This is a genomic window from Cognaticolwellia aestuarii (genome assembly GCF_002000025.1).
GTDB lineage: Bacteria > Pseudomonadota > Gammaproteobacteria > Enterobacterales > Alteromonadaceae > Cognaticolwellia > Cognaticolwellia aestuarii.
In genome coordinates, this window is record NZ_MUZV01000015.1 from 39362 (window position 1) to 65500 (window position 26139).

21 protein-coding genes are annotated in these 26139 nt (G+C 38.6%); 16 read left to right on the forward strand and 5 right to left on the reverse strand.

All coding sequences use genetic code 11. From position 1 onward, the window contains the following. Positions 1–313: 313 nt before the first annotated feature. Together B0169_RS17435 and B0169_RS17440 are read left to right on the forward strand one after the other, a co-directional pair. Positions 314–817, forward strand: coding sequence for a regulatory protein RecX (locus B0169_RS17435; RefSeq protein WP_077288189.1), 504 nt, complete (start codon positions 314–316; stop codon positions 815–817). Positions 818–901: 84 nt separating this feature from the next. Then, positions 902–1081: a hypothetical protein gene (locus B0169_RS17440; RefSeq protein ID WP_077288190.1), complete on the forward strand. Its 180-nt coding sequence runs from the start codon at positions 902–904 to the stop codon at positions 1079–1081. A gap of 507 nt (positions 1082–1588) precedes the next feature. Here the strand turns inward: B0169_RS17440 and B0169_RS17445 are convergent. Next, a complete protein-coding gene (locus tag B0169_RS17445) occupies positions 1589–2503 on the reverse strand; it encodes a LysR substrate-binding domain-containing protein (protein WP_077288191.1) in 915 nt (304 codons plus the stop codon). A gap of 115 nt (positions 2504–2618) precedes the next feature. Between B0169_RS17445 and B0169_RS17450 the strand changes: the two genes are divergently transcribed. The 7 genes from B0169_RS17450 (at position 2619) to B0169_RS17480 (ending at position 12283) form a co-directional block, all read left to right on the forward strand. Continuing rightward, entirely contained in the window at positions 2619–3875 is a 1257-nt protein-coding gene (locus tag B0169_RS17450) for a D-amino acid dehydrogenase (protein ID WP_077288192.1), read from the forward strand. A 312-nt stretch (positions 3876–4187) separates the two neighbouring features. Next, complete coding sequence (astE, locus tag B0169_RS17455; protein WP_235838624.1) at positions 4188–5315, forward strand: succinylglutamate desuccinylase; 1128 nt, start codon at positions 4188–4190, stop codon at positions 5313–5315. A gap of 445 nt (positions 5316–5760) precedes the next feature. Next, on the forward strand, positions 5761–6945 hold the full coding sequence (locus B0169_RS17460) for a thiamine pyrophosphate-dependent dehydrogenase E1 component subunit alpha (protein WP_077288194.1): 1185 nt from the start codon (positions 5761–5763) through the stop codon (positions 6943–6945). After that, positions 6945–7922 (forward strand): alpha-ketoacid dehydrogenase subunit beta, encoded by a 978-nt coding sequence (locus B0169_RS17465; protein WP_077288195.1) that lies wholly within the window; start codon positions 6945–6947, stop codon positions 7920–7922. Before B0169_RS17460 ends, B0169_RS17465 begins: the two co-directional genes overlap by 1 nt. An 11-nt stretch (positions 7923–7933) precedes the next feature. Next, on the forward strand, positions 7934–9514 hold the full coding sequence (locus B0169_RS17470) for a dihydrolipoyllysine-residue acetyltransferase (RefSeq protein WP_077288196.1): 1581 nt from the start codon (positions 7934–7936) through the stop codon (positions 9512–9514). Between the two features lie 541 nt (positions 9515–10055). After that, entirely contained in the window at positions 10056–11888 is a 1833-nt protein-coding gene (locus B0169_RS17475) for a protein kinase domain-containing protein (protein WP_077288197.1), read from the forward strand. A gap of 2 nt (positions 11889–11890) precedes the next feature. Then, positions 11891–12283 (forward strand): VOC family protein, encoded by a 393-nt coding sequence (locus tag B0169_RS17480; protein WP_077288198.1) that lies wholly within the window; start codon positions 11891–11893, stop codon positions 12281–12283. Positions 12284–12340: 57 nt separating this feature from the next. Here the strand turns inward: B0169_RS17480 and B0169_RS17485 are convergent, their stop codons facing one another. The 4 genes from B0169_RS17485 to cmoA all read right to left on the reverse strand — a co-directional run bounded on the left by B0169_RS17485 (position 12341) and on the right by cmoA (position 16672). Continuing rightward, positions 12341–12739, reverse strand: coding sequence for a bacteriohemerythrin (locus tag B0169_RS17485; protein ID WP_077288199.1), 399 nt, complete (start codon positions 12737–12739; stop codon positions 12341–12343). Between the two features lie 608 nt (positions 12740–13347). After that, positions 13348–14694: an anti-phage deoxyguanosine triphosphatase gene (locus B0169_RS17490; RefSeq protein ID WP_077288200.1), complete on the reverse strand. Its 1347-nt coding sequence runs from the start codon at positions 14692–14694 to the stop codon at positions 13348–13350. A 260-nt stretch (positions 14695–14954) separates the two neighbouring features. Continuing rightward, entirely contained in the window at positions 14955–15920 is a 966-nt protein-coding gene (cmoB, locus tag B0169_RS17495) for a tRNA 5-methoxyuridine(34)/uridine 5-oxyacetic acid(34) synthase CmoB (RefSeq protein WP_077288201.1), read from the reverse strand. A gap of 17 nt (positions 15921–15937) precedes the next feature. Further along, positions 15938–16672: a carboxy-S-adenosyl-L-methionine synthase CmoA gene (cmoA, locus tag B0169_RS17500; RefSeq protein ID WP_077288202.1), complete on the reverse strand. Its 735-nt coding sequence runs from the start codon at positions 16670–16672 to the stop codon at positions 15938–15940. 234 nt (positions 16673–16906) lie between these two features. Here cmoA and B0169_RS17505 point away from each other — a divergent pair, with 234 nt between their 5' ends. The 7 genes from B0169_RS17505 (at position 16907) to tolQ (ending at position 26139) form a co-directional block, all read left to right on the forward strand. Then, complete coding sequence (locus B0169_RS17505) at positions 16907–19678, forward strand: transporter substrate-binding domain-containing protein (protein ID WP_158077117.1); 2772 nt, start codon at positions 16907–16909, stop codon at positions 19676–19678. A 235-nt stretch (positions 19679–19913) separates the two neighbouring features. Beyond that, on the forward strand, positions 19914–21710 hold the full coding sequence (aspS, locus tag B0169_RS17510) for an aspartate--tRNA ligase (protein ID WP_077288204.1): 1797 nt from the start codon (positions 19914–19916) through the stop codon (positions 21708–21710). 137 nt (positions 21711–21847) lie between these two features. Further along, positions 21848–22375 carry a crossover junction endodeoxyribonuclease RuvC gene (ruvC, locus tag B0169_RS17515; RefSeq protein WP_077288205.1) on the forward strand — a complete coding sequence of 176 codons (528 nt, stop codon included), beginning with the start codon at positions 21848–21850 and terminating at the stop codon, positions 22373–22375. Between the two features lie 107 nt (positions 22376–22482). Next, positions 22483–23100 (forward strand): Holliday junction branch migration protein RuvA, encoded by a 618-nt coding sequence (gene ruvA, locus B0169_RS17520; RefSeq protein ID WP_077288206.1) that lies wholly within the window; start codon positions 22483–22485, stop codon positions 23098–23100. 95 nt (positions 23101–23195) lie between these two features. Further along, positions 23196–24203 (forward strand): Holliday junction branch migration DNA helicase RuvB, encoded by a 1008-nt coding sequence (ruvB, locus tag B0169_RS17525; RefSeq protein ID WP_077288207.1) that lies wholly within the window; start codon positions 23196–23198, stop codon positions 24201–24203. 852 nt (positions 24204–25055) lie between these two features. Beyond that, entirely contained in the window at positions 25056–25466 is a 411-nt protein-coding gene (ybgC, locus tag B0169_RS17530; protein WP_077288208.1) for a tol-pal system-associated acyl-CoA thioesterase, read from the forward strand. Further along, the gene (gene tolQ / locus B0169_RS17535) at positions 25456–26139 is read left to right on the forward strand and encodes a protein TolQ (RefSeq protein ID WP_077288209.1); all 684 of its coding nucleotides are present in this window, start codon (positions 25456–25458) and stop codon (positions 26137–26139) included. Before ybgC ends, tolQ begins: the two co-directional genes overlap by 11 nt.

Below are 26139 nucleotides of genomic sequence, written 5' to 3' on the forward strand. Positions count from 1 at the left end.
TGACTTTTTGTTCTCTCACCTCACGGAACTAAATAAGCGTGCATTTAATGAATGTGTACTTGAAGAGAGTCAAGTTATTATTAGCTCACCCCGTTCGAAGAATACCTAGCAACAGTAATTAACACGTGCTGTTATTGCTAGAGTAGCTGTATTTTAATCGCTGGTTTTAATCACTTTATGCTATGTTATAGCTATGATACTTCAAGCTGAAATTCTGATGTTGAACTTCATAGCTTTATAATGCAGCGCTTTGCTGTTAGGTTGAGTTCATCTGCAAATAAGTGGATATTGAGAAATAAGGTTTAATATTAAGATGTACAAAAAAAAGCAAGATGCCAAGCCACAAGTTATTTCTTATGATCGCGTTAAATCTTATATGTTATGGATGATTGAGCGATATGGCGATTATTCGGCAAAAACCTTGCTACAAAAGGCTAATTTATTATTCAAAGACGATACCCAATTTAATGAGCCTGCGTTAGCCTATCTTATTGAGCGTGATATAGTGAATGATCTTCGTTATGCACAACGTTTAACAGCTAGTTTTGCAGAAAAAAATATTGGGGTTAATAAAATTAAAGAAAAGCTCTATACAAAGGGGTTTACCTCACCAACAATTAATGAATGTATTAGTGCTTTAGCAACAACCGATGAAGACTATTTTGAAAAAGCACTAACTTTAAAAGTAAGAAAATTTGGCGAAGGGCCGATTGAAGAGTTGAAATTAAAGCAAAAAGCATTACGGCATTTGATCGCCAAAGGCTTTTCATATTCGATTGCCAATCAAGTGATCGGTTACTCTGCCGAGCAAGATTAAGCTAATAGCGATATACAACTAAACTTTAAACCTTTAAACCTTTAAGCCTTAGTTTAGCTTGTTAATTTTACAGTGGGTGTCTCAGTGGAATACATTTTTATCTTTACTTATAGTGTGATTGTCGCCGTAGTTGCTGGGGTGATTTTAGCGGCAATTGTTGCCTTGTTTAGTCCACAGCCTAAAGGTAAATACTTCAAACGTACCTTTTGCTATACAACTCTTGTTGTAAGTATTTTTATTTTACTACTTGTTTTTGTAAACTAACTTCAGTTCAGGTTACGTCAAGCTAGTTAAGTTAATTAATATGCCTCAGGTATAGCAAGGTTATTGTGCATTTAGAGTTAAAGCACCTGAACTCAGTACAAGTAACCTGAACTCTGGATAAGCAGCACTTGCTCAATCCTCCCTTCTAACCCATTATCTGCGTTAAAACGTCGATAAATAGCTGCTATTGATAAACGTTTTGCCTTGGAAATAGCATAAAGTGAAACATTGATATCTATTAGTGATGTTCAGCTTGCTATAGCATTTACTTTGTCACCTAAGCTTTTGATTCATCTGAATATCATGCACTTATTATCCAGAGCTCAGGTTAAGTAAAATGTCTCAACGTTATTTTTTACGGGGCCAGTGTTAATTCACAAAACGAATAACATTGATAATAAAATATACCCTTGTTTTTTAGAGTAATGAAGTTGTTGCATATACGCTCTAAACAATATTTTGATATATATTAGCCTTAGTTCAGGTTAAAGGTTAAACCAAGGACGGCTATTCAACGCTAGCGCTTTCAGCTAATAACCAAGATTTAAAGCATTGGATCACCGCAGATGTTCGATGCTGAATAATGTAATAACCGGTATTTGCCTCTATGGCTTGAAATGGCGACATCAGCCGTCCTTGCTTGAAGTCTTCTGCTACTAAAGCATATCGCGCTAAAGCAACACCTAATCCGGCTTCTGCAGCAGCCATTGCCATGTCGGTACGATTAAAAAAGTGCCCTTGGTTACTGTCAGCTTTTATTTTCATTTGATCAAACCAGTAATGCCATTCAGCATGTCTTTTTGCATGTCGCCATGGCATCGCATCATGTAACAAAGTTACTGACTGCCATAGTTTTTTTTGTTGTGTTACAGAATTGTCTTGCCAATTGAAGCGCTCAAAATAGCTTGGACTCATTACTGGAATAAATTGCTCATTTAGCAGTAATTTGGCACCTTGATTGACATAAGGGCTTTGTCCGTAATCTATTGCTAGATCAAAGCTTCTGTCTTGATAGTCAACTAACGCACCTTCAGCATAGGTTTGTATGCTAATGTTAGGGTATAGATTATAAAATTTCTGAAGGCGAGGGATTAGCCATTTATAAGCAAAAGACGGGGTGAGCTTAAGTTTAATTTCGCCATCAAGCGATTGTCCTTGCTTTATATCATCAAGGGTATTTTCTATATCTGCAAAATTGCGTTTGACGGCTTGATAGAGTTTTCGACCATCGTCAGTTAAATTGATACCTCTGGAATGTCTTTCAAACAGTTTTATTGAGAGCTGATTTTCTAATAAATTTATTTGCTGGCTGATAGCACCAGTCGTGATATGTAACCGCATGGCGGTTTTAGTAAAGCTACCAAGTCGAGCTGCCACCTCAAAAGTGACTAACCCAGATAAAATATTACCTTTTAATGCCATGTAGAGTTCAGCCTTTAAAATAACTAAACACAGATGTTAATAAATATCGTTTGATAAATACACGTTCTTTTTGCATTGTGCAGTCATATTTTTATTGGATAGCGCAAGAACACGTATGAAAGTTTTGGTTTTAGGAGCAGGTGTTGTTGGCTTGACGTCTGCTTGGTATTTAGCACAAGCAGGTCATCAGGTTAGAGTTATTGACAGGCAAGCACACAGTGGTGAAGAAACGAGTTTTGCCAATGCAGGGCAAATTTCTTATGGTTACTCATCACCTTGGGCAGCCCCGGGCATACCTTTAAAAGCTATTAAGTGGCTAGCTCAAAAACATTCGCCACTTGTTATTAAGCCAGGTATGTCGCCAGAGTTGTACCTTTGGACCATGCAGATGCTAAAAAATTGCACCGAAAAAAATTATCAGATTAATAAAAGTAGAATGCTAAAAGTGGCAAACTATAGTCGTCAATGCTTACGTGAACTGCGGCAAAAACACTCTATAGCTTATGAAGGGCGACAAAAAGGTACTTTGCAAGTTTTTAGACAGCAGTCGCAAGTTGACAGTATTGAAAAAGACCTGCGAGTGCTATCTGCTAGCAAAACACGCTTTAAATTATTAAATGTTGAAGAATGTATTGAAAAAGAGCCTGGTTTAGCGATAGTGAAAAATAAAATCGTTGCGGGCTTACACTTACCCGATGATGAAACAGGAGATTGCTATCAGTTTTGTCAGCAACTGACTGAAATGGCCAAAGCAGCTGGTGTCGAATTTAACTTTAATGTGCAGATAAATCGCTTGCTTACTGATAATGAAAAAATAACGGCTGTTGACACCTCTATAGGTACATTCAGCGCCGATGCCTATGTAGTAGCATTAGGTTGCTATTCAGCTGCGCTATTAAAGCCGTTTGGAATTCGCTTACCGGTATATCCCGTGAAAGGCTATTCGCTGACTATTCCAATGACAAATGCCGAGTGTTCACCCGTTTCAACAGTAATGGATGAGAGCTATAAGGTGGCACTTACCCGTTTTGATGATCGCATCCGAGTCGCTGGTACAGCTGAGTTGTCAGGATTTAATTTAGCCCTGCCATCAAGAAGGCAAGCAACAATTGCCATGGTCGCGCAGGACTTATTTCCGCAAGCTGGTGATATAAAAAAAGCGGAATTTTGGACTGGCCTTAGGCCAATGACTCCCGATGGCACACCGATTATTGGCAAAACAAACATTAGCAATTTATACACCAATACCGGCCACGGCACATTAGGCTGGACTATGGCTTGTGGCTCAGGAAAGTTGCTCGCTGATATCGTTTCTGATAATCAACCCGATATTAATGTTGATGGACTAAACGCTTCTCGTTATTTAAGCTAATTTTGTAGAGTACTTATCAAAGAGCATAACGAAGAACATAACAAGGCTTGAGTATAGTTAGTGAGGAGTTGCTCATTATTTTATTATGTGTAACTTTCAAAGCGTCGCTTTTATTAACAATGATACGACTGGGAGAGTAGTGTTTGAGCACATTGTTTTTCTCGATTCTCTAGCAAACTTGCTATCGCAAAGACCTTAACAAGTAAATCTTGTATAATAGCGCGCAATCATTAATGAGTGCTGTGTCAGTTTGATGTTCGGCCTCATAGTAAATTAGACTTTATGTTCGACAATATAACAGGTGAAACCCGCGTGAGTGACTTATCCAATGTAATAAACCCGGCCCATTCAGCAAGTGCCTTCGCATCTACTTTACAACAAAGTGGTGACTTCCTATCAATTACGCGAGCTAATGAATGGTCATTGCCTGGCGGTGCTTTTAGTTTCGATGTTAGTCATCAAGCCTCTGGAACCAAAAGCAAAGTATCGGTATTAGAAACTGGATTAATTACTTTTGAACCGCTAAATCGTGCAAGTAATCATGATATCGTGTTATCGAGTGCTGTCCATGGTAATGAAACAGCACCGATTGAAATTTGTAATGATATTATTGGGCAGCTAATTCGTGGTGAATTGCCACTGGCTGAGCGAGTGTTATTTATTTTCGGTAATCCGGCATCAATGAATATTGCACAGCGTTTTGTTGAGGAAAATATGAACCGCTTGTTTTCTGGCGGACATTCACAAGATCAAGGGCAAGGACCTGGCTTAATTAATAAAGAGCGTCATCGTGCTCTGTTATTGGAAAATACGGTTAGAGCTTTCTTTGACGCGGGTAGTAAATTACCTAGCGCAAATGGTGGCCAACGTCAGCGTAGTCATTATGATTTACATACCGCAATTCGCGGTTCTAAATGCGATAAATTTGCTGTTTATCCTTTTCTACACGGTGCACCACGCAAGAAGAGCCAACTGCAATTTCTAAATGCCTGTGGTGTGAGTACTATTTTGTTGTCGCATTCACCCACTACAACCTTTAGCTATTTTTCATCAAATGAATTTGGCGCGGATGCATTTACTGTCGAATTAGGCAAAGTGCGACCATTTGGTGAGAATGACATGAGTCAATTTACTCAGGTTCGCGAAACATTAATCAAGTTTGTTTCAGGTCAAGACTTACCGTTAGCACCATACCAAGCTGAAGATTTTAACCTGTATGAAATTTCGCAGGTGATTGATCGCCACCATGAAAACTTTGCGTTAACCTTTGCAGATGATGTTGAAAACTTCACTGATTTTCCAAAAGATCATGTGCTAGCGATAGATGGTGATAATGAAATAAAAACTCAGCAAGATGGTGAGGCTATTATTTTTCCTAATGCCAATGTTGCCATTGGACAACGTGCAATGTTAACCGTAACACCAACAACACTTGCTTAAAGGCTGGCATGTTAGGCAAAAATCGACTGGTGTTGTATCTGGAAGCACTCACATGAGCTTAAATGGACTTAAACCTCAGGTAATAAGGTGTTTAGTTTATGTGAATACAGTTTTCTATCAGGCAAGTATAAGTGACTTAGATACTTAGTTATTATTTACAGCGGTAGGCACAGTGCATAATTAAGCAGTGGCTCCGGGCTTTGATTACTGATATTACTGTAAAGAATTATGCTCGCGTTTAGCCAAATAAAAGCGTTAACTTTTCTCACTAAACTTGTTTTTCAGTTTACGTAAAGGTAAAGTGCTTGCGATTATTACAACCAACAATTCATAACAACGACATAAATATTCAACTTGCCTCGAAAGCTTCTATACTTTCAATGGTTAATAGTGAGTGAATATTAATGTCACCTTGTCATTCAAGGTTAATAAAAAAGAGAAGGCTATGAACACTGACATATATAGCGAAAGCCCGGTAGTACATCAACCAGCTTTTATTGATGGTCATTCAGTTGAAATTCCAATCCTTAAAATATTGAAACAAGATGGTAGCATTTATGAAAATGCTACCATGCCGGAAATTGATCAAGCACTTGCCACCAAAACCTATAAAACTCTCGCATTTCATCGTGTTTTAGATGAGCGTATGGTGGCGGCACAACGCCAAGGTCGTATCAGTTTCTATATGGCAGCACTCGGTGAAGAGGCCGCTAGCGTTGGTGGTGCTGCGGGTCTAAAAGATCAAGATATGATCATGGCACAGTACCGTGAACAGGGCGCATTAATGTTTCGTGGCTTTAGCCTTGAAAACTTTATGAACCAAATGTTCAGTAATGAAAAAGATTTAGGTAAAGGTCGTCAAATGCCAATTCATTACGGTAGTAACGAATTAAATTATATGACGATCTCATCGCCGTTAGGTACACAAATTCCGCAAGCTGCAGGTTATGCTTACGGGCAAAAAATGCAAGGGTTAGACGCCGTAACTATTTGTTATTTTGGTGAAGGTGCTGCGTCTGAAGGTGATTTTCATGCCGGTTTAAATATGGCTGCAGTTCATCAATCACCGGTTATTTTCTTCTGTCGTAATAATGGCTACGCTATTTCTACACCATCAGATGAACAGTATGTTGGTAACGGAATTGCCTCTCGTGGTGTTGGTTACGGCATGAAAACGCTACGTATTGACGGTAACGATATTTTAGCGGTTATTGCTGCTGTGCAATTAGCCCGTGAATATGCAGTTAAAGAAGGTAAGCCGGTGCTGATTGAAGCAATGTCTTATCGCTTAGGTGCTCACTCAACGTCTGATGATCCTTCAGGCTACCGTACGCGTGAAGAAGAAGCGAAATGGCAAGAACATGACCCTATTCTTCGTATGAAAAACTGGATGTTAGCACAAGGTTGGTGGGACGAAGCTCAAGAAACAGCATTGTTTGAAAAACTACGTGATGATGTTTTAGCGGCGGTTAAAGTTTCAGAAAAAATTGATAAACCACCGGTTGAAGACTTAATAACCGATGTTTATGACCAAGCACCACCGTTGTTGCAAAGTCAATTTGAACAATTAAAAGAACATATTAAGAAATATCCCGATGCTTATCCATTTACTGCTGGGAGAATTAAGTAATGGCACAAATGAACTTATTACAAGCGATCAATAATGCGCTTGATACGGTAATGGCCGAGAATGATCGTGCAGTTTGTTTTGGTGAAGATGTCGGCCACTTTGGTGGCGTATTCCGCGCGACTAGTGGTTTACAAGAGAAGTACGGTAAAAACCGTTGTTTTAATACACCTTTAGTTGAACAAGGAGTTATTGGTTTTGCCAATGGCTTGGCTGCTCAAGGCAGTACACCGATTGCTGAAATCCAATTTGCCGATTATATTTTTCCTGCCTTTGACCAAATTGTAAATGAGTCAGCTAAATTCCGTTACCGTAGCGGCAATGAATTTGATGTTGGTAAATTAACGATTCGTACGCCATACGGCGGCGGTATTGCTGGTGGTTTATATCATAGCCAATCACCAGAAGCTTACTTTGCGCATACCCCAGGTTTAAAGTTAGTTGTGCCACGTAACCCTTATCAAGCGAAAGGCTTGTTATTGGCGTCAATTCGTGATGATAACCCAGTGATTTTTTTCGAGCCAAAACGTTTGTATCGTGCATCAGTGGGCGAAGTTCCTGAAGAAGATTATCAATTACCGTTAGGTAAAGCTGAAGTTGTGCAACAAGGTAGCGATATCACGTTATTAGCTTGGGGCGCACAAATGGAAATCGTTGAGAAAGCCGCTGAGCTAGCCTCTGCCGATGGTATTTCATGTGAAATTATCGATTTACGTACTATTTTGCCTTGGGATATTGAAACGGTAGCAAACTCTGTGATGAAAACAGGCCGCTTTGTGGTGAGTCAAGAAGCACCTTTGACCGCGGGTTTTGCTAGTGAAATTGCAGCAACTATTCAACAAGAATGTTTCTTGCACTTAGAAGCGCCAATTGCTCGTGTATGTGGCATGGATACACCATACCCATTAGCACTTGAAAAAGAATATGTTGCGGATCACTTGAAGATCTATGAAGCAATTAAAAACAGTATGACTTACTAGGATTTTAGAGCATGAGCATTGATTTTATATTACCAGATATTGGTGAAGGTATCGTTGAATGTGAACTGGTTGAATGGCTAGTAGCAGAAGGCGATGTGATTGCAGAAGATCAGCCTGTTGCTGATGTGATGACAGATAAAGCTTTAGTACAAATTCCAGCAATGCATTCAGGTGTTGTAGATAAGCTTTATTATGCCAAAGGTGAAATTGCTAAAGTTCATCAGCCTTTATTTGCCATGACACCTGCCGGCGAAAGTGTACCAGATGCAGCAGAAAACGTTGTACAAGCACCAGTTGCAGAGCCTGCGGTAGAAAGTACTGTAACGGCTTCAACAACACAAATAGAAGATTTTATTTTACCTGATATTGGCGAAGGTATTGTTGAGTGTGAGTTAGTTGAATGGCTAGTAGCAGAAGGCGATGTGATTGAAGAAGATCAACCTATTGCTGATGTCATGACGGATAAAGCCTTAGTACAAATTCCAGCCATGCATAAAGGTAAGGTTGTGAAGCTTTATTATGCCAAAGGTGAAATTGCCAAGGTACATTCGCCTTTATTTGCCGTGGAAATTGCGGCAACGGGACAAGCGGTTGCGACTGCTGTTGCTGAAGCCCCTAAAGTACCTGTAGCTCAAGCAGCTACGGCTAAACCTGCTGCCACTAAAGCGCCCGTAGCTCCAACTAACACGGCAGTAGCTAAGGTTGTTAATGAGAAAGCCATAGCAAGCCCTGCGGTACGCCGTGTTGCTCGTGAACTGAATGTGAATATTCACCAGGTGCCCGGTAGCGGGAAAAAAGGCCGTGTTTATAAAGAAGACGTGGTTGCTTTTAATGAAGCACCTGCTGTTTCTACAGCCGTTGCGGTTGCTACGGAAACAGTTACTGGTAATACACGTGTTGAGCCAATTCGCGGTATTAAAGCGGTAATGGCAAAAGCTATGGTTAATTCTGTATCGACTATTCCACATTTTACCTATTGTGAAGAAATCGATATGACTAATTTAATTAAATTGCGTGGCGAGCTTAAAGAAGTTTACGCTAAGCAAGATATTAAATTAACCATGATGCCGTTCTTTATGAAAGCGATGTCTTTAGCGTTAAAGCAATTCCCATTAGTTAATACGCAAGTCAATGAAGACTGTACCGAGTTGACCTACTTTGACGACCATAACATTGGCATGGCTGTTGATTCAAAAGTGGGCTTGTTAGTACCAAATGTTAAGCAAGTACAAACTAAATCTATTTTAGACTTAGCGGCTGATATTACACGTTTAACCAATGATGCACGCTCAGGTCGTGTACCAGCTGCAGATTTAAAAGGTGGTACGATTACCATCTCAAATATAGGTGCCATTGGCGGTACGGTGGCAACACCTATTATCAACAAGCCAGAGTCTGCTATTGTTGCGTTAGGTAAGCTCCAAAAACTGCCTCGTTTTAACGACAAAGGCGAAGTTGAAGCGCGTTCAATTATGCAGGTTAGTTGGTCTGGCGACCATCGTACGATTGACGGTGGCACTATTGCTCGTTTTTGTAATTTATGGAAATCATTCCTTGAAGAGCCAAGTAATATGCTAGTGCATATGGCGTAAACTTTATGTTTTAATCTTGAGTATTGAGCAATATTATTACCATTTTAAAGCCTGCATCATGCAGGCTTTTTTATGTTCAAACGATCAAGTTATTAGCTCCAGAGATAGCCTTACTGAGTGAAAACCTAGGTTTAGAGGCAAGCAGAGTAAGCACATGTAAGTCAAAATATCGATTTGAGAGTCAGTGGTAGTGAGAAAGGCGCTAGCGTTAAAAAAGCCCCTTATCAATTAACAATAAATGATAAGGGGCATCAGCAATTCGCTAAAGTAAATATACTCGCATAACGAATATAGTAGAGAGACTCAACAAAGACACTTGGGGAGGTATTTGTTAACGTTAATTAGCATACGGCATCTTTATGACGAAGCTGTTACTGAATTATGAGGGAAATATGACAAGGTAATTGCATGATTCTGCTGTCGACTCGTATTAAGATATTTCTTTTGGCTGTTAAAGTTCTACGCCAATAAGTCATATCATTTAAAGCAAAGATCAATGATAATTTAGTTGAGTTTTGTAGATTGTAGTTAAGGGACGTGAGTGGCAGAAAATAAACTTCAACATTTTTATATCGCTGAAGAGCAGTCGATTTACTTGTTAAACAGTAAAGATGCGACCAAATTAAAGCAATGGGTTGAACTTTGTCAGCAGCAATTGTTGTTATTGGGCTTTCAAAATATTGCTTTGATAGGTAAAGGGGCTTATGGCTTTGTATTTGGTGGTGAAGACGAGCAAGGACAGTCTCATGTTTTTAAATTTTCACGTATTAACTTACCTTTACATGTACAAGACCGTCTTGCTGAAGAAGCTGATTTACAAAAAAAATTAACGCATAGTCGTATTCCTAAGGTTTTTGAATACTATAAAGTTAAGCGTCAATCCATTGTTCACATGCAGCGTGCTCCGGGCATAGATCTTGAAAAACTGTCTTTTCAGCGCGGCCCGTTGCCCAGTGAGTTAGTGGTAAAAATAGCCATTCAGTTAGCTGAAATCTTGCTTTATTTACGAGACAGTAAACAACATTATAAGGGCAAGCCTTATGTGCATGGTGATATAAAACCATCCAACGTGGTTTTTGATAGTGAAACAGAGAAAGTTTACCTTGTTGATTGGGGCTCTGCAGTTCCTGCACAACTTGATGTTCGTGGGCAAACGACCGCGAATAATATTATGGACCTGATGAGCAGCGATTTACAAAACAGTAATGCTCGATTGGGCGATGTGTACTTTATTGGCCATGAACAAATTAGTGGTGAAATGTCATCTCCACGTTTTGATGAACAAGGACTGGCTGCCACATTATATGCGTTAGCTTCAGGTCAGTCGTGTCGTTATGGTAGTGCAGTCATCACACCTTCCTCTTTGGGGTTACCTAAATTACTTGCTCAAATATTATCTGGTATGCTCAGTAAAGACCGGCAGACGCGTAATAAGGCGGGAGATTATTTTTTTAAGCATTTAGCGCTGCTAAAAAATACCGTTATGGCTGATCCGCCACTGCCGGTTGATATTAAGCCTTTAGTACCTATTTGGTGTAAAAACTATCAAAAAGATATGGATACCGTGGTTTACGGTTCACGAAAGTCCTTTTTGCGTGAGTCATCTGATAAAGACCAGTTAAGTGATATTGATGACATGCAACTTGAGAAGTACTTTAAAAATTTTTTAATGGGCATGGGCGATACGGAAAAAGCTTTCATTGCGGCCGTTGGTCGTTTAGCTAACTTTCCTGTTGTTGGTGGTTTAGCCGTGCGTTGGGAAAAAGATGGTGTTTATATTGATTCAAACTTGTCACTTTTTGATCCTGAGTTAAAAACGTCATTTCAAAGTGCGGTAAATAATATGGTAAGGCTGGCTCAAGGCATATTTAGAGTCGGGGTTTTTAAAAGTTGCTTGTTTAATGCCCGCAATACTTTGCATGTTGAGCGTGATAATGAAGATGAGCCGTTTCGAGCTTTACCCAGTCAAGTCATACATTATGATGTCAGTGATGTTGCTGTTATTGATGATATTACTCGGCTGCATTCATATTTTGAGGATGGTAAAGATCCCGATGAGTATTTATATTTACCAGATGAAATTATGGCGGTGTTAGCACGTTTAAACCAAATTCATCATACGGGGTGTATTATTTTTGAAGTATTACCACAACATTTGAAAATTCATAGTTATTTAATGCTGTTAAACCATGACAAAGAAGCAGAATTTAAACAGTGTTTAACTGAAATACTAGCGTTACTGCCTACCATAAGCGGCTTTGGTATTTCTGGCTTTATGAAACTACCCTATAAAGATACACGTTTTTTTGAACATATAAGCAGCTTGCCGGATAAGTTTTATCCAAGAAATCCGAAGCAAAAAATGGAGAGCTAAAAATGCATGATAATAAAATTGGTACGATGGCATGGCTTGATTTATCTGTTGAGAATGCTGAAACAGTAAAGTCATTTTATCAGCAGGTGATAGGTTGGAAAGCTGATAATATTTCTATGGGCGATTATGATGATTATGCCATGCTTGAGCCGAGTGGTAATGAAGCTGTTGCAGGTGTTTGCCATGCTAAAGGTGTAAATAAAGACCTTCCGCCCGCTTGGTTACCTTACTTTTTAGTTGATGACATTACGGTGTCAATTAAGGCTGTAGAGAAGAGCGGTGGCAGTTTAGTATCGGCACTTAAAACCATGGGCAATGATAAATATGCCTTAATTAAAGACCCAGCGGGAGCTGTTTGTGCTATTTATCAAAAAATTGCCAACGAGAATATTTAGTTCTAAAGGTAGTTAATTGTTCTAGCCTTATAACTGCAGACTAGATTTTTTAGGGACCTAAGACTTATGTTGCTGTAAAAACTTTAGATCCTCTTCTTGAATATGGCTAAGCAGCCAGTCAGCTAATAAGTAAAGGGACTCTTGCGAGCAGGTTTGGGTTTCATTTAAAGCTATGATGCTATCGAGTTCTTCAATAAAGTGCTTATGCTGGAGCTGATGTAATAAACAGTCGTTCTCGTTCAATGTAAAAAAGTAGGCTTCTTCTGTTTTGAAATGAAATTTAGTGTAATCGTAGAACTTAGTAAATAACTCGGATATCTCTGTTTTTATGGGCTCACACTCTATGGCATAAGCTATATCATTAATATAATCGACTAATACTCTATGTTGATCATCAATACTAGCTATACCCACTTCAAACGCAGTATCCCAAGTGATTAAATGCTCTTTTGTCATAAGTTATCAAGCCATGAGTTGTATTATAGTATTGATAAGTGACGGTAACTAATTGTTGTTTATCCGTCTATATTGCGGTGAACTTATCAGTCATCTGTTGAAATGCTAAAGTGATCTTTAAAAATGTAGCAACAACTTCATTATTTTGCAGAATATTTTTTGCATAGCACCTTGAGGTCTTTAATTACTGTCTTCACTATAGGTACAGAGTTTGGTGCTAGCAAGGCCGGTAGCGATTATTTTAATCGAATATATAATCCCTTCTGATCAGATTAAGTTACTTTAGCCAGCAATGCTACTTAACCTGAATTTCGGATATACGAAGAAGCTAATATAATGCAATGTTTATAATCACTTTAGTCAATTTTTATAAAATTTGCCGCACAGTTTATTATCAATATGCTCAGTTTTGCCTGACTAAGGCTTATTGGTGTAGTTAATCGCTCATTATTGATTTGTAAAAAATAGCTTGCTCAGCGCTTAATGTTAATCCTTGAGGCTTTATCCGCTTTGAATGCAAGCAACATCGTGAAAGAGCATAAAAATCAACAGCGTTAATAGCCCGATATTAATTAAGCTACAAAAATGATGAAAATAACCTTGCTAGCTTAGTAATCATGTTTACCAAACCCTGTTTGCCCAATAGGTAAGAATAGGGTTTGATAAAGCCTAGTTGCATATTCATCAGTCATGCCTGCGACATAATCGGCAATAACACGATGTTGATTTACATTATTGTTTTTAGCATGTTGCCAACGAGCTACTGTTGTTTTAGGTAATAAACGCTCGGGATCTGACGACAAAGCCTCAAATAATTCCATGACTATTTGTTGACCACGATATTCCAATTGCTGAATAGATGTTTGCTTAATAACATATTGATAAACAAAATCTTTAAATATTTGTAATACTTGTGCTGCAACGGTTGGATGTACAGCATTGAATCGTAATAATGGCGCTTGAAAGGCACAGGCTTTGCTTTCATTAAGATCAATTAATTCGACTGCTGTTATCAAGTAGTTTACTAAACCACCAATAGCCTCTTTCTGTTGATATCGTTGCGAGCTAAACAATTTTTCAGCTAAGCTTTGGCTATAATGATGCAACCATTCATCATCAATCGTTAAGAGCTTTTTAATCACATGTTCATGAAAGTCTTGCTGATTAACCACGCCAGTAACAATAGCGTCTTCTAAGTCATGAATGCCGTAGGCAATATCATCTGCTAGCTCCATCATTGAGCAATCTAAAGATTTAAATTGTGTTTTGCTGTGCTTCTTATTGTTAACTGTAATCTGTTGAAACTTGGTCCTATCTTCTTGGCTTAAGGGAGCTAGTACCCAATTAATCATTTCTATATCATCTAGGTATAAACCTTTTGGCGGATGCCATTTATTAGCTTCTAGTTGGCGAAAAGATGCGGGTAGTGTTTGCGCATCATTATGTTGTAGATTATCTAAGGTTTGTGGGTATTTTATAAGACCGAGCAAGGTTCTACGTGTGAGATTCATACCAAAGTGCTCACTAAAAGGCTCTAAATGCGACACAATACGAAATGTTTGACCATTTCCTTCAAAGCCACCGTGATTTCGCATCATATAGTGCAGAGCAACTTCTCCACCGTGTCCGAAGGGCGGATGACCAATATCATGTGCTAGGCATAATGACTCAATCAAACTATCGTCATTAGGCAGTAGAAGGGCACTTTGCTTGGGATATTTGCTACGAATTTGCGCAATAATACCACTGCCGATTTGCGATGCTTCTAGAGAATGGGTTAAGCGAGTGCGATGAAAGTCACTTTGGCCGCTGCCCATTACCTGGGTTTTTGATTGTAAACGTCGAAATGCTGCCGAGTGTAATATTCTAGCTCTATCCCGCTGAAATGGGCTGCGATGATCTTGATGTCGTTGTGCTACTCGCTCTAATCGTCTTGCTAGCCATTGATTATCCATATTACCCCTACTTTCATTGTGAACTGATCATAATACATCACTAGAATTGCGTAATTATTGAAACATAATAAACACATAGATAAAGATAACGGTATTAGGGGCGTTATGTAAATATATTATGTTAATTCTCTGAAAACGATTTTTCCGTTGTTTTTTATCCGTGTTATTGATTTATTTAGGTAGAAAGCTTGGGGAAGTGATGCTGTGCTGAACCGCTATTGATTATCAATAGCGGCTAGTATTTTTATCCGCGGTGATTTTTATTTATTGGCAATAAATATTGCGCGTTTGGGGGCAGGGTAACCCTCAATTGTTTTGCTGTTATCCTCTGGGTCAAGAAAGTCTTGTAATGATTCTGTATCTATCCAATCCGTTTTTCGTTGTTCATCCAAAGCTGTGATGTCAGTATTAACCACGCGAATATTTTTAAAACCACAACGTTCAAGCCAAGCACACATAGCATCGCAGCTCGGTAGGAACCAAACATTACGCATTTTAGCGTAGCGTTCACCAGGCACAAGTACGGTGTTTTCATCGCCATCAACCACTAAGGTTTCAAGGACTAATTCACCACCAACAGCTAACTGCGATTTTAACTGATAAATAAAGTCGATAGGTGAGCGACGATGATATAAAACCCCCATTGCAAACACAGTATCAAAGGCATTTAACTCAGGAAGTTGCTCAACACCCAAGGGCAGTAAATTAACGTTGTCGTCTTGTACAAAGTGTTGCACAGCTTGAAATTGTGTTAAGAACAATTGAGTGGGGTCAATACCAACAACAAATTTTGCTCCAGCACCGCGCATACGCCATAAATGGTATCCACTACCACAGCCGATATCGAGTACATAACGATTTGATAAATCACTAATATGCGGTGCTAGGCGATCCCATTTAAAGTCTGAGCGCCATTCAGTATCAATGTGTAGACCGTGTATATGGTATGGACCCTTACGCCAAGGCTTAAACTTTTTTAGCAAATTTTCTATGCGTTTATATTCTCCATCGTTGATGTCATCGCGTTCACCGGCACGAACGGTAGTACTAATATCAACACTTGAAGGTGATGTTTTAGGTAATGCCGCAATAGTTTTTTGCCATTGCGCAAATTCGCCATGTAAATGATGTTCTTGCCATTGACTGAGTTGTGCAGGCAAGCTATCAAGCCAGTGACTTAAACGATTGCCCGCTATTTTTTGGTAAAACTTATTAAATGAAATCATAAGGATATAAAGTCTATTTATTTAATGGCAATAAGAGAAAAGAAGTTAAAACACTGAAACCATGGTGCATTATGTTTAAAGCCAGCAAGCTTTAAACGGTTTAAGTGGGTATCTAAATTGTCGGTACGCATAACATTTTCAAGTGCTGTACGTTTTTGAGCTATTTCTAGTTCGCTATAACCGTTTGCTCGCTTAAAGTCATGGTGTAAATCAACAAGAAGTTCATTACATATAGTATCTGGGTGAGCAATTTTTTCTGATAATAGTAATAAGCCTCCAGGTTTAAGGCCTTTAGCTATCTTAGTTAATAGTTGCTGACGTTGCTCTGGTGCAATGAACTGTAAAGTGAAATTGAGCACTACCATAGAGGCATTTTCAATTTCAATATTGAGAATATTATCCTCTATTATCTCTACTGGCGTATCACCTTTAAAAGCACTGACGTGCATTTTACAGCGTTCCACCATAGCATGAGAGCTGTCAATGCCGATGATCTTACAATTTTTTGCTGTAATAGCTTTGCGCATGGCCAGTGTTGCAGCGCCTAGAGAACAACCCAGATCATAAACTTGGCTATTATCGGTGACATAGCGTTGACTTAGTCGACCTATGGTATCGATAATAGTATTATAACCAGGCACTGAGCGGCTGATCATATCGGGAAATACTTCAACGACTTGAGCATCAAATGCAAAGTCTTTGATTTTACTTTGTTTATTAGAAAAAATTAAATCGGTGTCTGATTCTTGCATGATGTCGAAACTATACTAACGTTTAGGTTATATAAAAGGGTATTTTACCTGAAATTTTCAACGATAAACATTACAACGCGTAGATAATGTATTTTTATGCTTTTCGTTGTCTGTCTTTACTATTTTACTTCAGCGCTTTATTGGCAAAATAAAAAATAATGAGAATTTAACTTGGTTTTAAGATCTTTCAAGCAATTAATAACAAGCCTAGTCCTGATATACATGTTGTTGGCTATGCCAGTTTCTGCACAGGATATAACCAAAACTTATCGTGTTGCTATTAATAAAACGTCTTACCCTTATCATTTTATTAACAAAGACAATAAACCAGATGGCATGATGGTGGAACTTTGGCAATTATGGGCAGAAAAGCAAGGCGCTAAGGTTGAATTTGTAGCACTGAACTGGCAAGAAACCCTTGAGCAAGTGCAAGATGGTCGGGTCGATATTCATGCTGGTTTATCGCAAAATACCTATAGAGCTGAAATGTTCGATTTTAGTTCAGCCTTTTTTCGTCAAAGTAGACATCTTTTTTTGCATCGCTCAATTGCTCATATTAGAGATATCGCACAGCTAGCGCCATACACTGTAGGTGTGGTTGCTGGATCGAGTCATGAAGAATCATTAAAAAAGAAATACCCTCGCTTAACGCTAAGAAAGTTCTCTGATCGTCATGCTTTATATAATGCCGCAATCAATAATGAAGTATTAATTTTTGCAGGGGTAGAAAAACTATCAAAAAACTTCTCTGCTCATGATTTGCTTAATAAAAAATATCCTGCATTTGCAAGAATTTCTTATCACACTGATGATTATGGTACGGCGGTCACAAAAGGCAGCACGAAATTATTGAGCTTTATTCAGCAAGGTTTGGATAAAATATCAGTAGAGGAAAAGTCGGCATTAGAAATAAAATGGCTAGGAGTAGATAAGTCAGATAACGTTATTGTTTTGTCATATGCTAATAATCAGATGCCTTTTTCAGATACCTCAGCTGCAGGAAATGCGCAAGGTTTCTTTATCGAACTATGGCAAATGTGGGCTAAATATAGTGGGTTAGAAGTCGAGTTTATTGTTGCGGACTCTCATCAGTTGCAGCAAGTAAACCAAAATACTGTTGATATTCACATCGCCAGTTTAAGTCATAAAGACCATGCTAGCCTAGGGCCGATTATTTATAGCATTAATAACAGCTTATTTATGGCAAACGATATGGATAAAATATCCCATATTTCTGAAATTAAGGATAAAAATATTGGCCTAGTATCATCACCAGAGCTTGTTAAAGATATTAACAAACATGTTGATAATGCCAATATTATTTATTTTGATGACTATAAATCATTATTTGCGGCGGTAGCACTTGGCGAGCTTGATATTATTGCTGGTGAAAGTGATGTTATTGAGCACCACTTACTGCAAAACCAATTGCAGTCGTCTTATATTCACTTTCCAGGGTATCAGTTCAAACACGATGTTCATGCGGTATTAAATAACGCTAATGTTGAATTAAAGCAGTTGATATCCGATGGCTTTAAGGAGATACCACTAGCAGATTTAATTGCGCTTGAAAAAAAATGGAATTTAGATAATTCTTCGGGCTTTTTTAAGCGCCAGTTATCTATGCTGGAATTAACTGAACAAGAGTTTTCGTGGGTTAAAGATCATCCTAGAGTGAAATTTGGTATTACGAAAAACTGGGCTCCGATAGAGTTTGTAGATAAATATGGTGAGTTTAAGGGGACGAACCCCGATCTTTTCCAGTTAATTACTCAACGTTTGAACCTCAAAATTGATTATGTTGTTTATGATAAGTTTGAAGAATTATATCAAGCATTGCTAGACGGTGAGATTGACGTAATTGGCAGTGTCATGGCAACAGAAGAGCGTAAAAAAGAAGTTCTCTTTACGGAATCGTATTGGAGTATGCCATGGGTAATTGTACATCCGAGGGAGCTAGGCAAACAACTAAAATTAGAAAATTTTCAGGGCGAAGCCTTAGCGATAACCAAAGGTTATTATTTAGTTTCAGTGATTAGAAAGAAGTTTCCATCAATCACTTTACGGTTAGTTGATAACAGTGAAGAAGGCTTACTAGCTGTTCAAAAGGGCATGGTCGACGGTTTCATTGATAGCTTATCATCTGGTACTGAATTACTTAAAAAAGAAAGTTTAGTCAGTTTAGGTATGTCAGTGCTTGATGAAGTCGATCGAAGTGGCAACCACCTAGCGATTAATCAATCGCTGCCAGTTTTAGCGACCATACTCAATAAATCGGTAGTAACTATCTCTGATGTTGAAAGCCAGCGGATATATGAAAAGTGGTTTGATATCAGCATTGAGACTGGCTTAGATAAAAATGTAGTATTACGAGTTGCTGCTCAAGTAGGTGTACTCATTGTCATTATTATTATTATCATTATGGTCTGGAATCGTCGGTTATACCTTGAAATTAAAAGCCGTAGAAAACTAGAAAAACAAATGAAATATATGGCAACACATGATGACCTAACGGGGCTTGCTAATCGTGTTTTATTAAAAGACCGGCTTAATACGGCGATCACTTTTCATCGCCGACAAAAATTACTTATCTCTGTACTTTTTATCGATCTTGATGGCTTTAAAAATATTAATGATAACTATGGCCATGATGTTGGCGATGAATTATTAATTGAAGTCGCCTCTCGTTTAAAAGGCTGTGTTCGTGAGTCTGATACGGTAGTACGTTTTGGTGGCGATGAATTTGTACTGCTGTTAACGGGGTTACATAGTCAAAATGAAGCAGCATATGTCGCAGATAAAGTGTTAAAACTTATCCAGCAGCCGATTCACTTATCCTCAGATGTTACCGCCAATATCGGTTGTAGTATTGGTATCGCCATGTATCCAGAGGATGGCGAATCAGATAATGATTTATTAAAAGTGGCTGACTCATTAATGTATGAGGTCAAAGCCGCAGGTAAAAATCACTATATGTTTAATCGTAAAAACGGTGCCATCAGGTAAGTTAAATTTCATCTCGCTAGCAATTGCTCTTTTAGCGCTAAATCGTCACTTCCCTAGATGGAGTGGTATAATTATTCCTCTTAGTTGTAATATAAGGCAATGTCGGGTGACTTTGCTTTATATTGCTTTATAATGTCGGCAAAATTTTATCGTAACAAGTTATAGAATTAAGTCGCCTGTAATGGTGCATGTCTGTAACTTATTAATAGCTTATTCGAATTTTCAAGGTATATACATGCGTAGTCTTTATTGTGGTGAGGTTAATGAATCTCACATTGGCCAAGAAGTAACTTTATGTGGTTGGGTTAACAAACGTCGTGACTTAGGCGCGGTTATCTTTTTAGATTTACGCGATCGTGAAGGTATTGTGCAAGTTGTTTACGATCCTGATTTACAAGAAGTGTTGAAAAAAGCTAATACGCTACGTAATGAGTTTTGTGTTCAAATCAAAGGTAAAGTAAGAGCCCGCCCTGAAGGCCAAGTTAATAAAGATATGGCAACAGGTGGTATTGAGGTACTTGGCTTAGAGCTAACGATTTTAAATAAATCAGCCCCATTACCTTTAGACCCGAATCAGAAAAACTCAGAAGAGCAACGCTTAAAATACCGCTACCTTGATTTACGTCGTCCTGAAATGACAGAGCGTATGCGTTTTCGTGCGAAAGTAACTTCTGCTGTGAGAGAGTCGCTTGAAACACAAGGCTTTTTAGATATTGAAACCCCGATATTAACAGCTGCTACACCTGAGGGGGCTCGTGATTATTTAGTACCAAGCCGTACCCATAAAGGGCAGTTTTTTGCTTTGCCACAATCACCACAATTGTTTAAACAATTATTGATGATGTCAGGTATGGAGCGCTATTATCAAATCGTTAAATGTTTTCGCGATGAAGATTTACGTGCAGATCGTCAACCCGAGTTTACTCAAATCGATATTGAAACTTCATTCATGAGTTCAGATCAAGTAATGCAAGTTACTGAAACAATGATCCGTGAATTATTTCAAAAGCTATTGAATGTAGATTTAGGCGAGTTTCCTCGCATGCCTTATTCTGAAGCTATGACGCGCTTTGGCTCTGATAAACCAGATTTACGTAACCCGTTGGAAATCGTTGATGTTGCTGATATTTTAAAAGATGTTGAATTTAAAGTATTCTCAGGCCCAGCTAACGATGAAAAAGGTCGCGTAGCCGTTATTTGTGTACCACAAGGTGCCGCTAAGTTTTCTCGTAAAGGTATAGATGAACTAACCAAATTTGTTGGTATTTATGGCGCTAAAGGTATGCCGTGGCTAAAAGTGAATGACCTTGATGCCGGCCTCGAAGGATTACAATCACCTATACTTAAGTTTTTAACTGAAGAATCGGTTAATGCACTATTAGAGCGCACTAACGCAAAAACTGGCGATATTATTTTCTTTGGTTCAGATAGCTACAATATTGTGACTGAAGCACTAGGCGCTTTACGACTTAAAATTGGTGAAGATCTTGAACTATTGCAAGGTGAGTGGAAACCACTTTGGGTAGTAGACTTCCCAATGTTTGAAGAAGTGGATGGCGGTATGCATGCTATTCATCACCCGTTTACTGCACCAACTAACTTAACAGCAGAAGAGCTCGAAGCTAACCCTGTTGGCGCATTATCTGATGCTTATGATATGGTATTAAATGGCTGTGAATTAGGTGGCGGCTCTGTACGTATTCATAACCAAGATATGCAAGCTGCAGTTTTTAGAATTCTAGGTATTAGTGATGAAGAAGCGCAAGAAAAATTTGGCTTCTTACTCGAAGCGTTACAGTATGGTGCGCCACCACATGCCGGTTTAGCGTTTGGTTTAGACCGCTTAGTGATGCTAATGACTGGGGCTAGCTCGATTCGTGATGTGATGGCATTCCCGAAAACGACTACCGCAGCATGTCCATTAACGAATGCGCCAGGTCATGCAAACCCTGCACAGTTAGCTGAGCTAGGTATTGCTCGTTTAGAAAAAGAACTTGAACAAGAAACTGATGCTGACACACCAGCAGCATAGTTTCTTTAAATAGCATTAATACTTGCTATTTTGTTATTAAAACGCACTAACTTAAGCTATTTTGCTTTATTAGTGCGTTTTTTTTCACTAGCATGATCATAGTAAAGCTATTTGGCTGACTATTAGGGCGCTTATCAGTGAGCATTATTTTAGGAATAGATCCGGGATCACGATTAACGGGTTACGGTGTTATTAAAAAAAGCGGTCGAAATTTTATTTATCTTGGTAGCGGTTGTATTAAAGCGATAGCAGCAGGCAATGAATTAGCGCCTAGGTTACAAACTATTTTTGCCGGTGTTAGTGAGCTTATTTTGCAATTTCAGCCTGATATGTTTGCTATCGAGCAAGTGTTTATGGGGGTTAACCCTGGAGGCGCGTTAAAACTTGGTCAGGCCAGAGGTGCAGCTATTGTTGCTGCAACCAATACAGGGTTGAGTATTGCAGAATATTCTGCAAGACAGATAAAACAATCTGTTGTTGGCACGGGGGCGGCAGATAAAGCCCAAGTTCAACATATGGTTAAAACTATTTTAAAATTGCCAGGCACGCCACAAGCAGATGCTGCAGATGCGCTTGCAGTAGCACTTTGTCATGCTCATAGTTACGACTCGCTCAGTAAATTGTCTGGCCAGGTTAGTAAAACAGTACGCGGGCGTTTACGTTAGAACAATATTGTTTAGATTTAGATATTATTTTAATGCTTAAACTTTACTGTATAAATATCTAGTGGTATTGTGTCACCATGTAGAATATCAAGTAAAAAGGCAAAACAGTGATCGGACGTTTACGTGGCACATTAATAGAAAAAATGTCTCCTGAAATTTTAATTGAATGTCATGGTGTTGGTTATGAAGTTACCATGCCAATGACCAGTATTTATGCCTTACCGGAACTAAATCAACAAGCAACATTATATACACACTTTGTTGTCCGTGAAGATGCACAATTACTTTATGGCTTTGCTAATAAAGTTGAGCGTAAATTGTTTCGTCTACTTATCAAAGTGAATGGCGTTGGTCCTAAATTAGCGCTAGCTATTTTATCTGGTATGTCAGCTGATCAATTTGTGAGCTGTGTTGTACATGATGACTTGAGCACGATAGTGAAAATACCTGGTGTTGGTAAGAAAACGGCCGAACGATTACTGATTGAAATGCGTGATCGATTAAAAGACTGGCAGACAGATAGCACTGACGCACTTGCCCATATGATGCCAAGTGATGTCAAACAAACCAGCAACTTTGTCAGCGATGCTAAAGGCGATGCTATTAATGCACTGGTATCTTTAGGTTATAGCCAGCAGCAAGCTGATAAAGCAGTGAAGTCAGTATTTACAAGCGATAAAAGCAGCGAAGACTTAATTCGTAATGCATTAAAAGCCATGCTATAAAGCGTTTTATTAATATCACGGGTAAAATGATATTCGCTATATAGTTAGAGCAGCAGTTCAAAACCCAATAATATAAAGTTTCCGAAGAGTAATGCATGATAGAAGCAGATCGATTAATTGAGCCTATAGCTAGTCTAGAAGATGAAACGGTTGATAGAGCTATTAGACCTAAAATGCTGTCCGATTATACCGGTCAAGAGCATGTTAAATCGCAAATGGAAATTTTCATTGCAGCTGCCTTAAAAAGGCAAGAGCCACTTGATCACCTATTAATTTTTGGTCCTCCAGGTTTAGGTAAAACCACTTTGGCTAATATTGTTGCGAATGAGATGGGGGTTAATATTCGCACTACTTCTGGACCGGTACTAGAGAAAGCCGGTGATTTAGCAGCCTTGCTAACAAATCTAGAAGAAAATGATGTTCTGTTCATTGATGAAATTCATCGTCTTAGTCCAGTGGTGGAAGAAATTCTCTATCCAGCCATGGAAGATTATCAACTTGATATTATGATAGGAGAGGGCCCTGCAGCCCGCTCAATCAAACTTGATTTGCCTGCTTTCACTTTGATCGGCGCTACTACACGTGCTGGCGCATTAACCTCACCATTGCGTGATCGTTTTGGCATAGTGCAACGGCTTGAGTTTTATAACACCAAAGAATTAACCGAAATCGCTATGCGTTCAGCCCACTTTCTAAACTTAGATATTGATCAGGCTGGGGCACTAGAAGTTGCAAGGCGCTCGCGTGGTACGCCGCGTATAGCTAATCGCTTACTTCGGCGAGTAAGGGATTACGCTGATGTAAAAACTAACGGCATTGTGAGCCAGTCAACCGCAGCAAGTGCTTTAGATATGCTAGAAGTAGACAATGAAGGCTTCGATTTAATGGATCGAAAGCTTCTTGAAGCAATTATTGATAAATTTGCTGGTGGTCCAGTAGGTTTAGATAATGTTGCGGCCGCGATTGGCGAAGAACGTGAAACCATTGAAGATGTTCTAGAGCCATTTTTGATCCAACAAGGTTTCTTACAACGAACACCAAGAGGGCGAATTGCCACCAACCGTGCTTATTTACATTTTGGCTTAGACTTTCCTGACAAGTAACAAGTCCCCTTAACAGAAAGCCGCAATGCCTCCATTTCATAAGGTTTGATGTAATCTGCAATAAGCTAGCTTAATTATAGTTAGCTTAATATTCTAAAATACATCTATCTGTGCTTAATGCCGGTTTTACACATCAAAACAGTTAAACTCATGTCAAACGACTTCAATAACAGCTTGAGCATAAGTTAAATTCATATCTGATAAGCGTAAGTTAAAATCAAAAAACTTAGCCAATAAGAAATTTTCGAAGTTACGGGTCTAACTGTGTTAGTAAAAGAAGAGTTATTCGACAGTATGTTGCTATCGATAACTTCAGTTAGCAGCGATAGTTAAATGATATGAGATTAACTATAAGCATATTGAAAGACTATTAACTACTATTCTTAGCGCGTCACGGCCTATATAACTATAAATGAGTTTGAATAAATTTTAGGAAAAAAAAAGCCCACATAAATTTATGTGGGCCAACTTAGAATATTAAGTTGATAGAAGGAAATAAGGTTTCCAAAAAGTATGCAATAGGGAGGTAGCAATACCAATTCAAAAATTTATGGGCTAAAGGAATATTCATCAACACAGCAGTCAATAAAAGAAAGATTCGTGCCCTAGCTCAAAAAGTAAAGCTATTTTAATCAGATAACTTTATCCTAACAAACGAAATAAATTTATATTAACCATTAGAAAAACTAATGCGAAGTACTGGTTGAGTACAAAAGACAGAGTAAATTCATTCAGTAATTAAACTTATTATTGAAATAGTGTTAAAGAAAGTCGCTTAACCCTTGTCGCGTGTGAGCTTTATCTATTAAGATAAGCTTCCTAAGGTTTTTATAAAATTATTTGAATAAATTAATGTCATTGAACAGTCATCAACATACTATTCGCGTTTATTACGAAGATACCGATGTCGGTGGTATCGTTTATTATGCTAATTATTTAAAGTTTTTTGAACGGGCAAGAACTGAGTGGCTTAGAGCGCTTGGTATTAATCAGTCAATATTTTTAGAACAAAACATAGGTTTTGTGGTCACAAAAGTTGTGATGGATAACAAGGCGTCAGCCAAGCTTGATGACTTGCTAACGATTACAACAACCATAAAACAATTAAAATCGGCCAGTGTGGTCTTTTTACAGCAAATAGTAAATCAGCATGAAATAACATTATGCACAGTTGAAATTAAAGTCGCCTGTGTTGATCTGTCTGTTGTTAAACCTTGTATTATCCCAAAAAGCATATTAGGAGCATTAAAACGTGTCAGCTGAACTCTCATTTTTTGATTTATTTTTAGAAGCTAGTCTTTTAGTTCAACTTGTAATGTTGACTCTACTTGGTTTCTCTATCGCTTGTTGGACGATGATTTTTCAGCGTCGTAAAGTATTAATGGCAGCGCGAAGTCAATTACAAACCTTCGAAGATAAGTTTTGGAGTGGTGCTGATCTGAGTAAACTCTACAGTGAAGTATCAGCAAAAGAGCATGTCGATGGCATTGAGAATCTTTTTGTTTCTGGTTTTCGCGAGTTTGCACGTTTGCGTAAAACGCATGCATATGCACCACAAGTTATTGTTGATGGCACGCATAGAGCAATGCGGGTGGCATTATCAAGAGAAGTTGATAGCTTAGAAACACACTTACCATTTATGGCTACAGTAGGTTCTATAAGTCCTTATATCGGTTTGTTTGGTACTGTTTGGGGGATTATGAATTCATTTATTGCTTTAGGCGCGGTCGAGCAAGCAACGCTTGCCATGGTTGCACCTGGTATTGCTGAAGCATTAATCGCTACAGCCATGGGGTTATTTGCCGCGATTCCTGCGGTAATGGCCTTTAACCGTTTTAGTCACAATGTTGAAAAACTGGAAAACAGTTACGGTAATTTTATGGAAGAGTTTTCAAGTATTTTACAGCGACAAACAGCGACAGAACAACACAGCTAA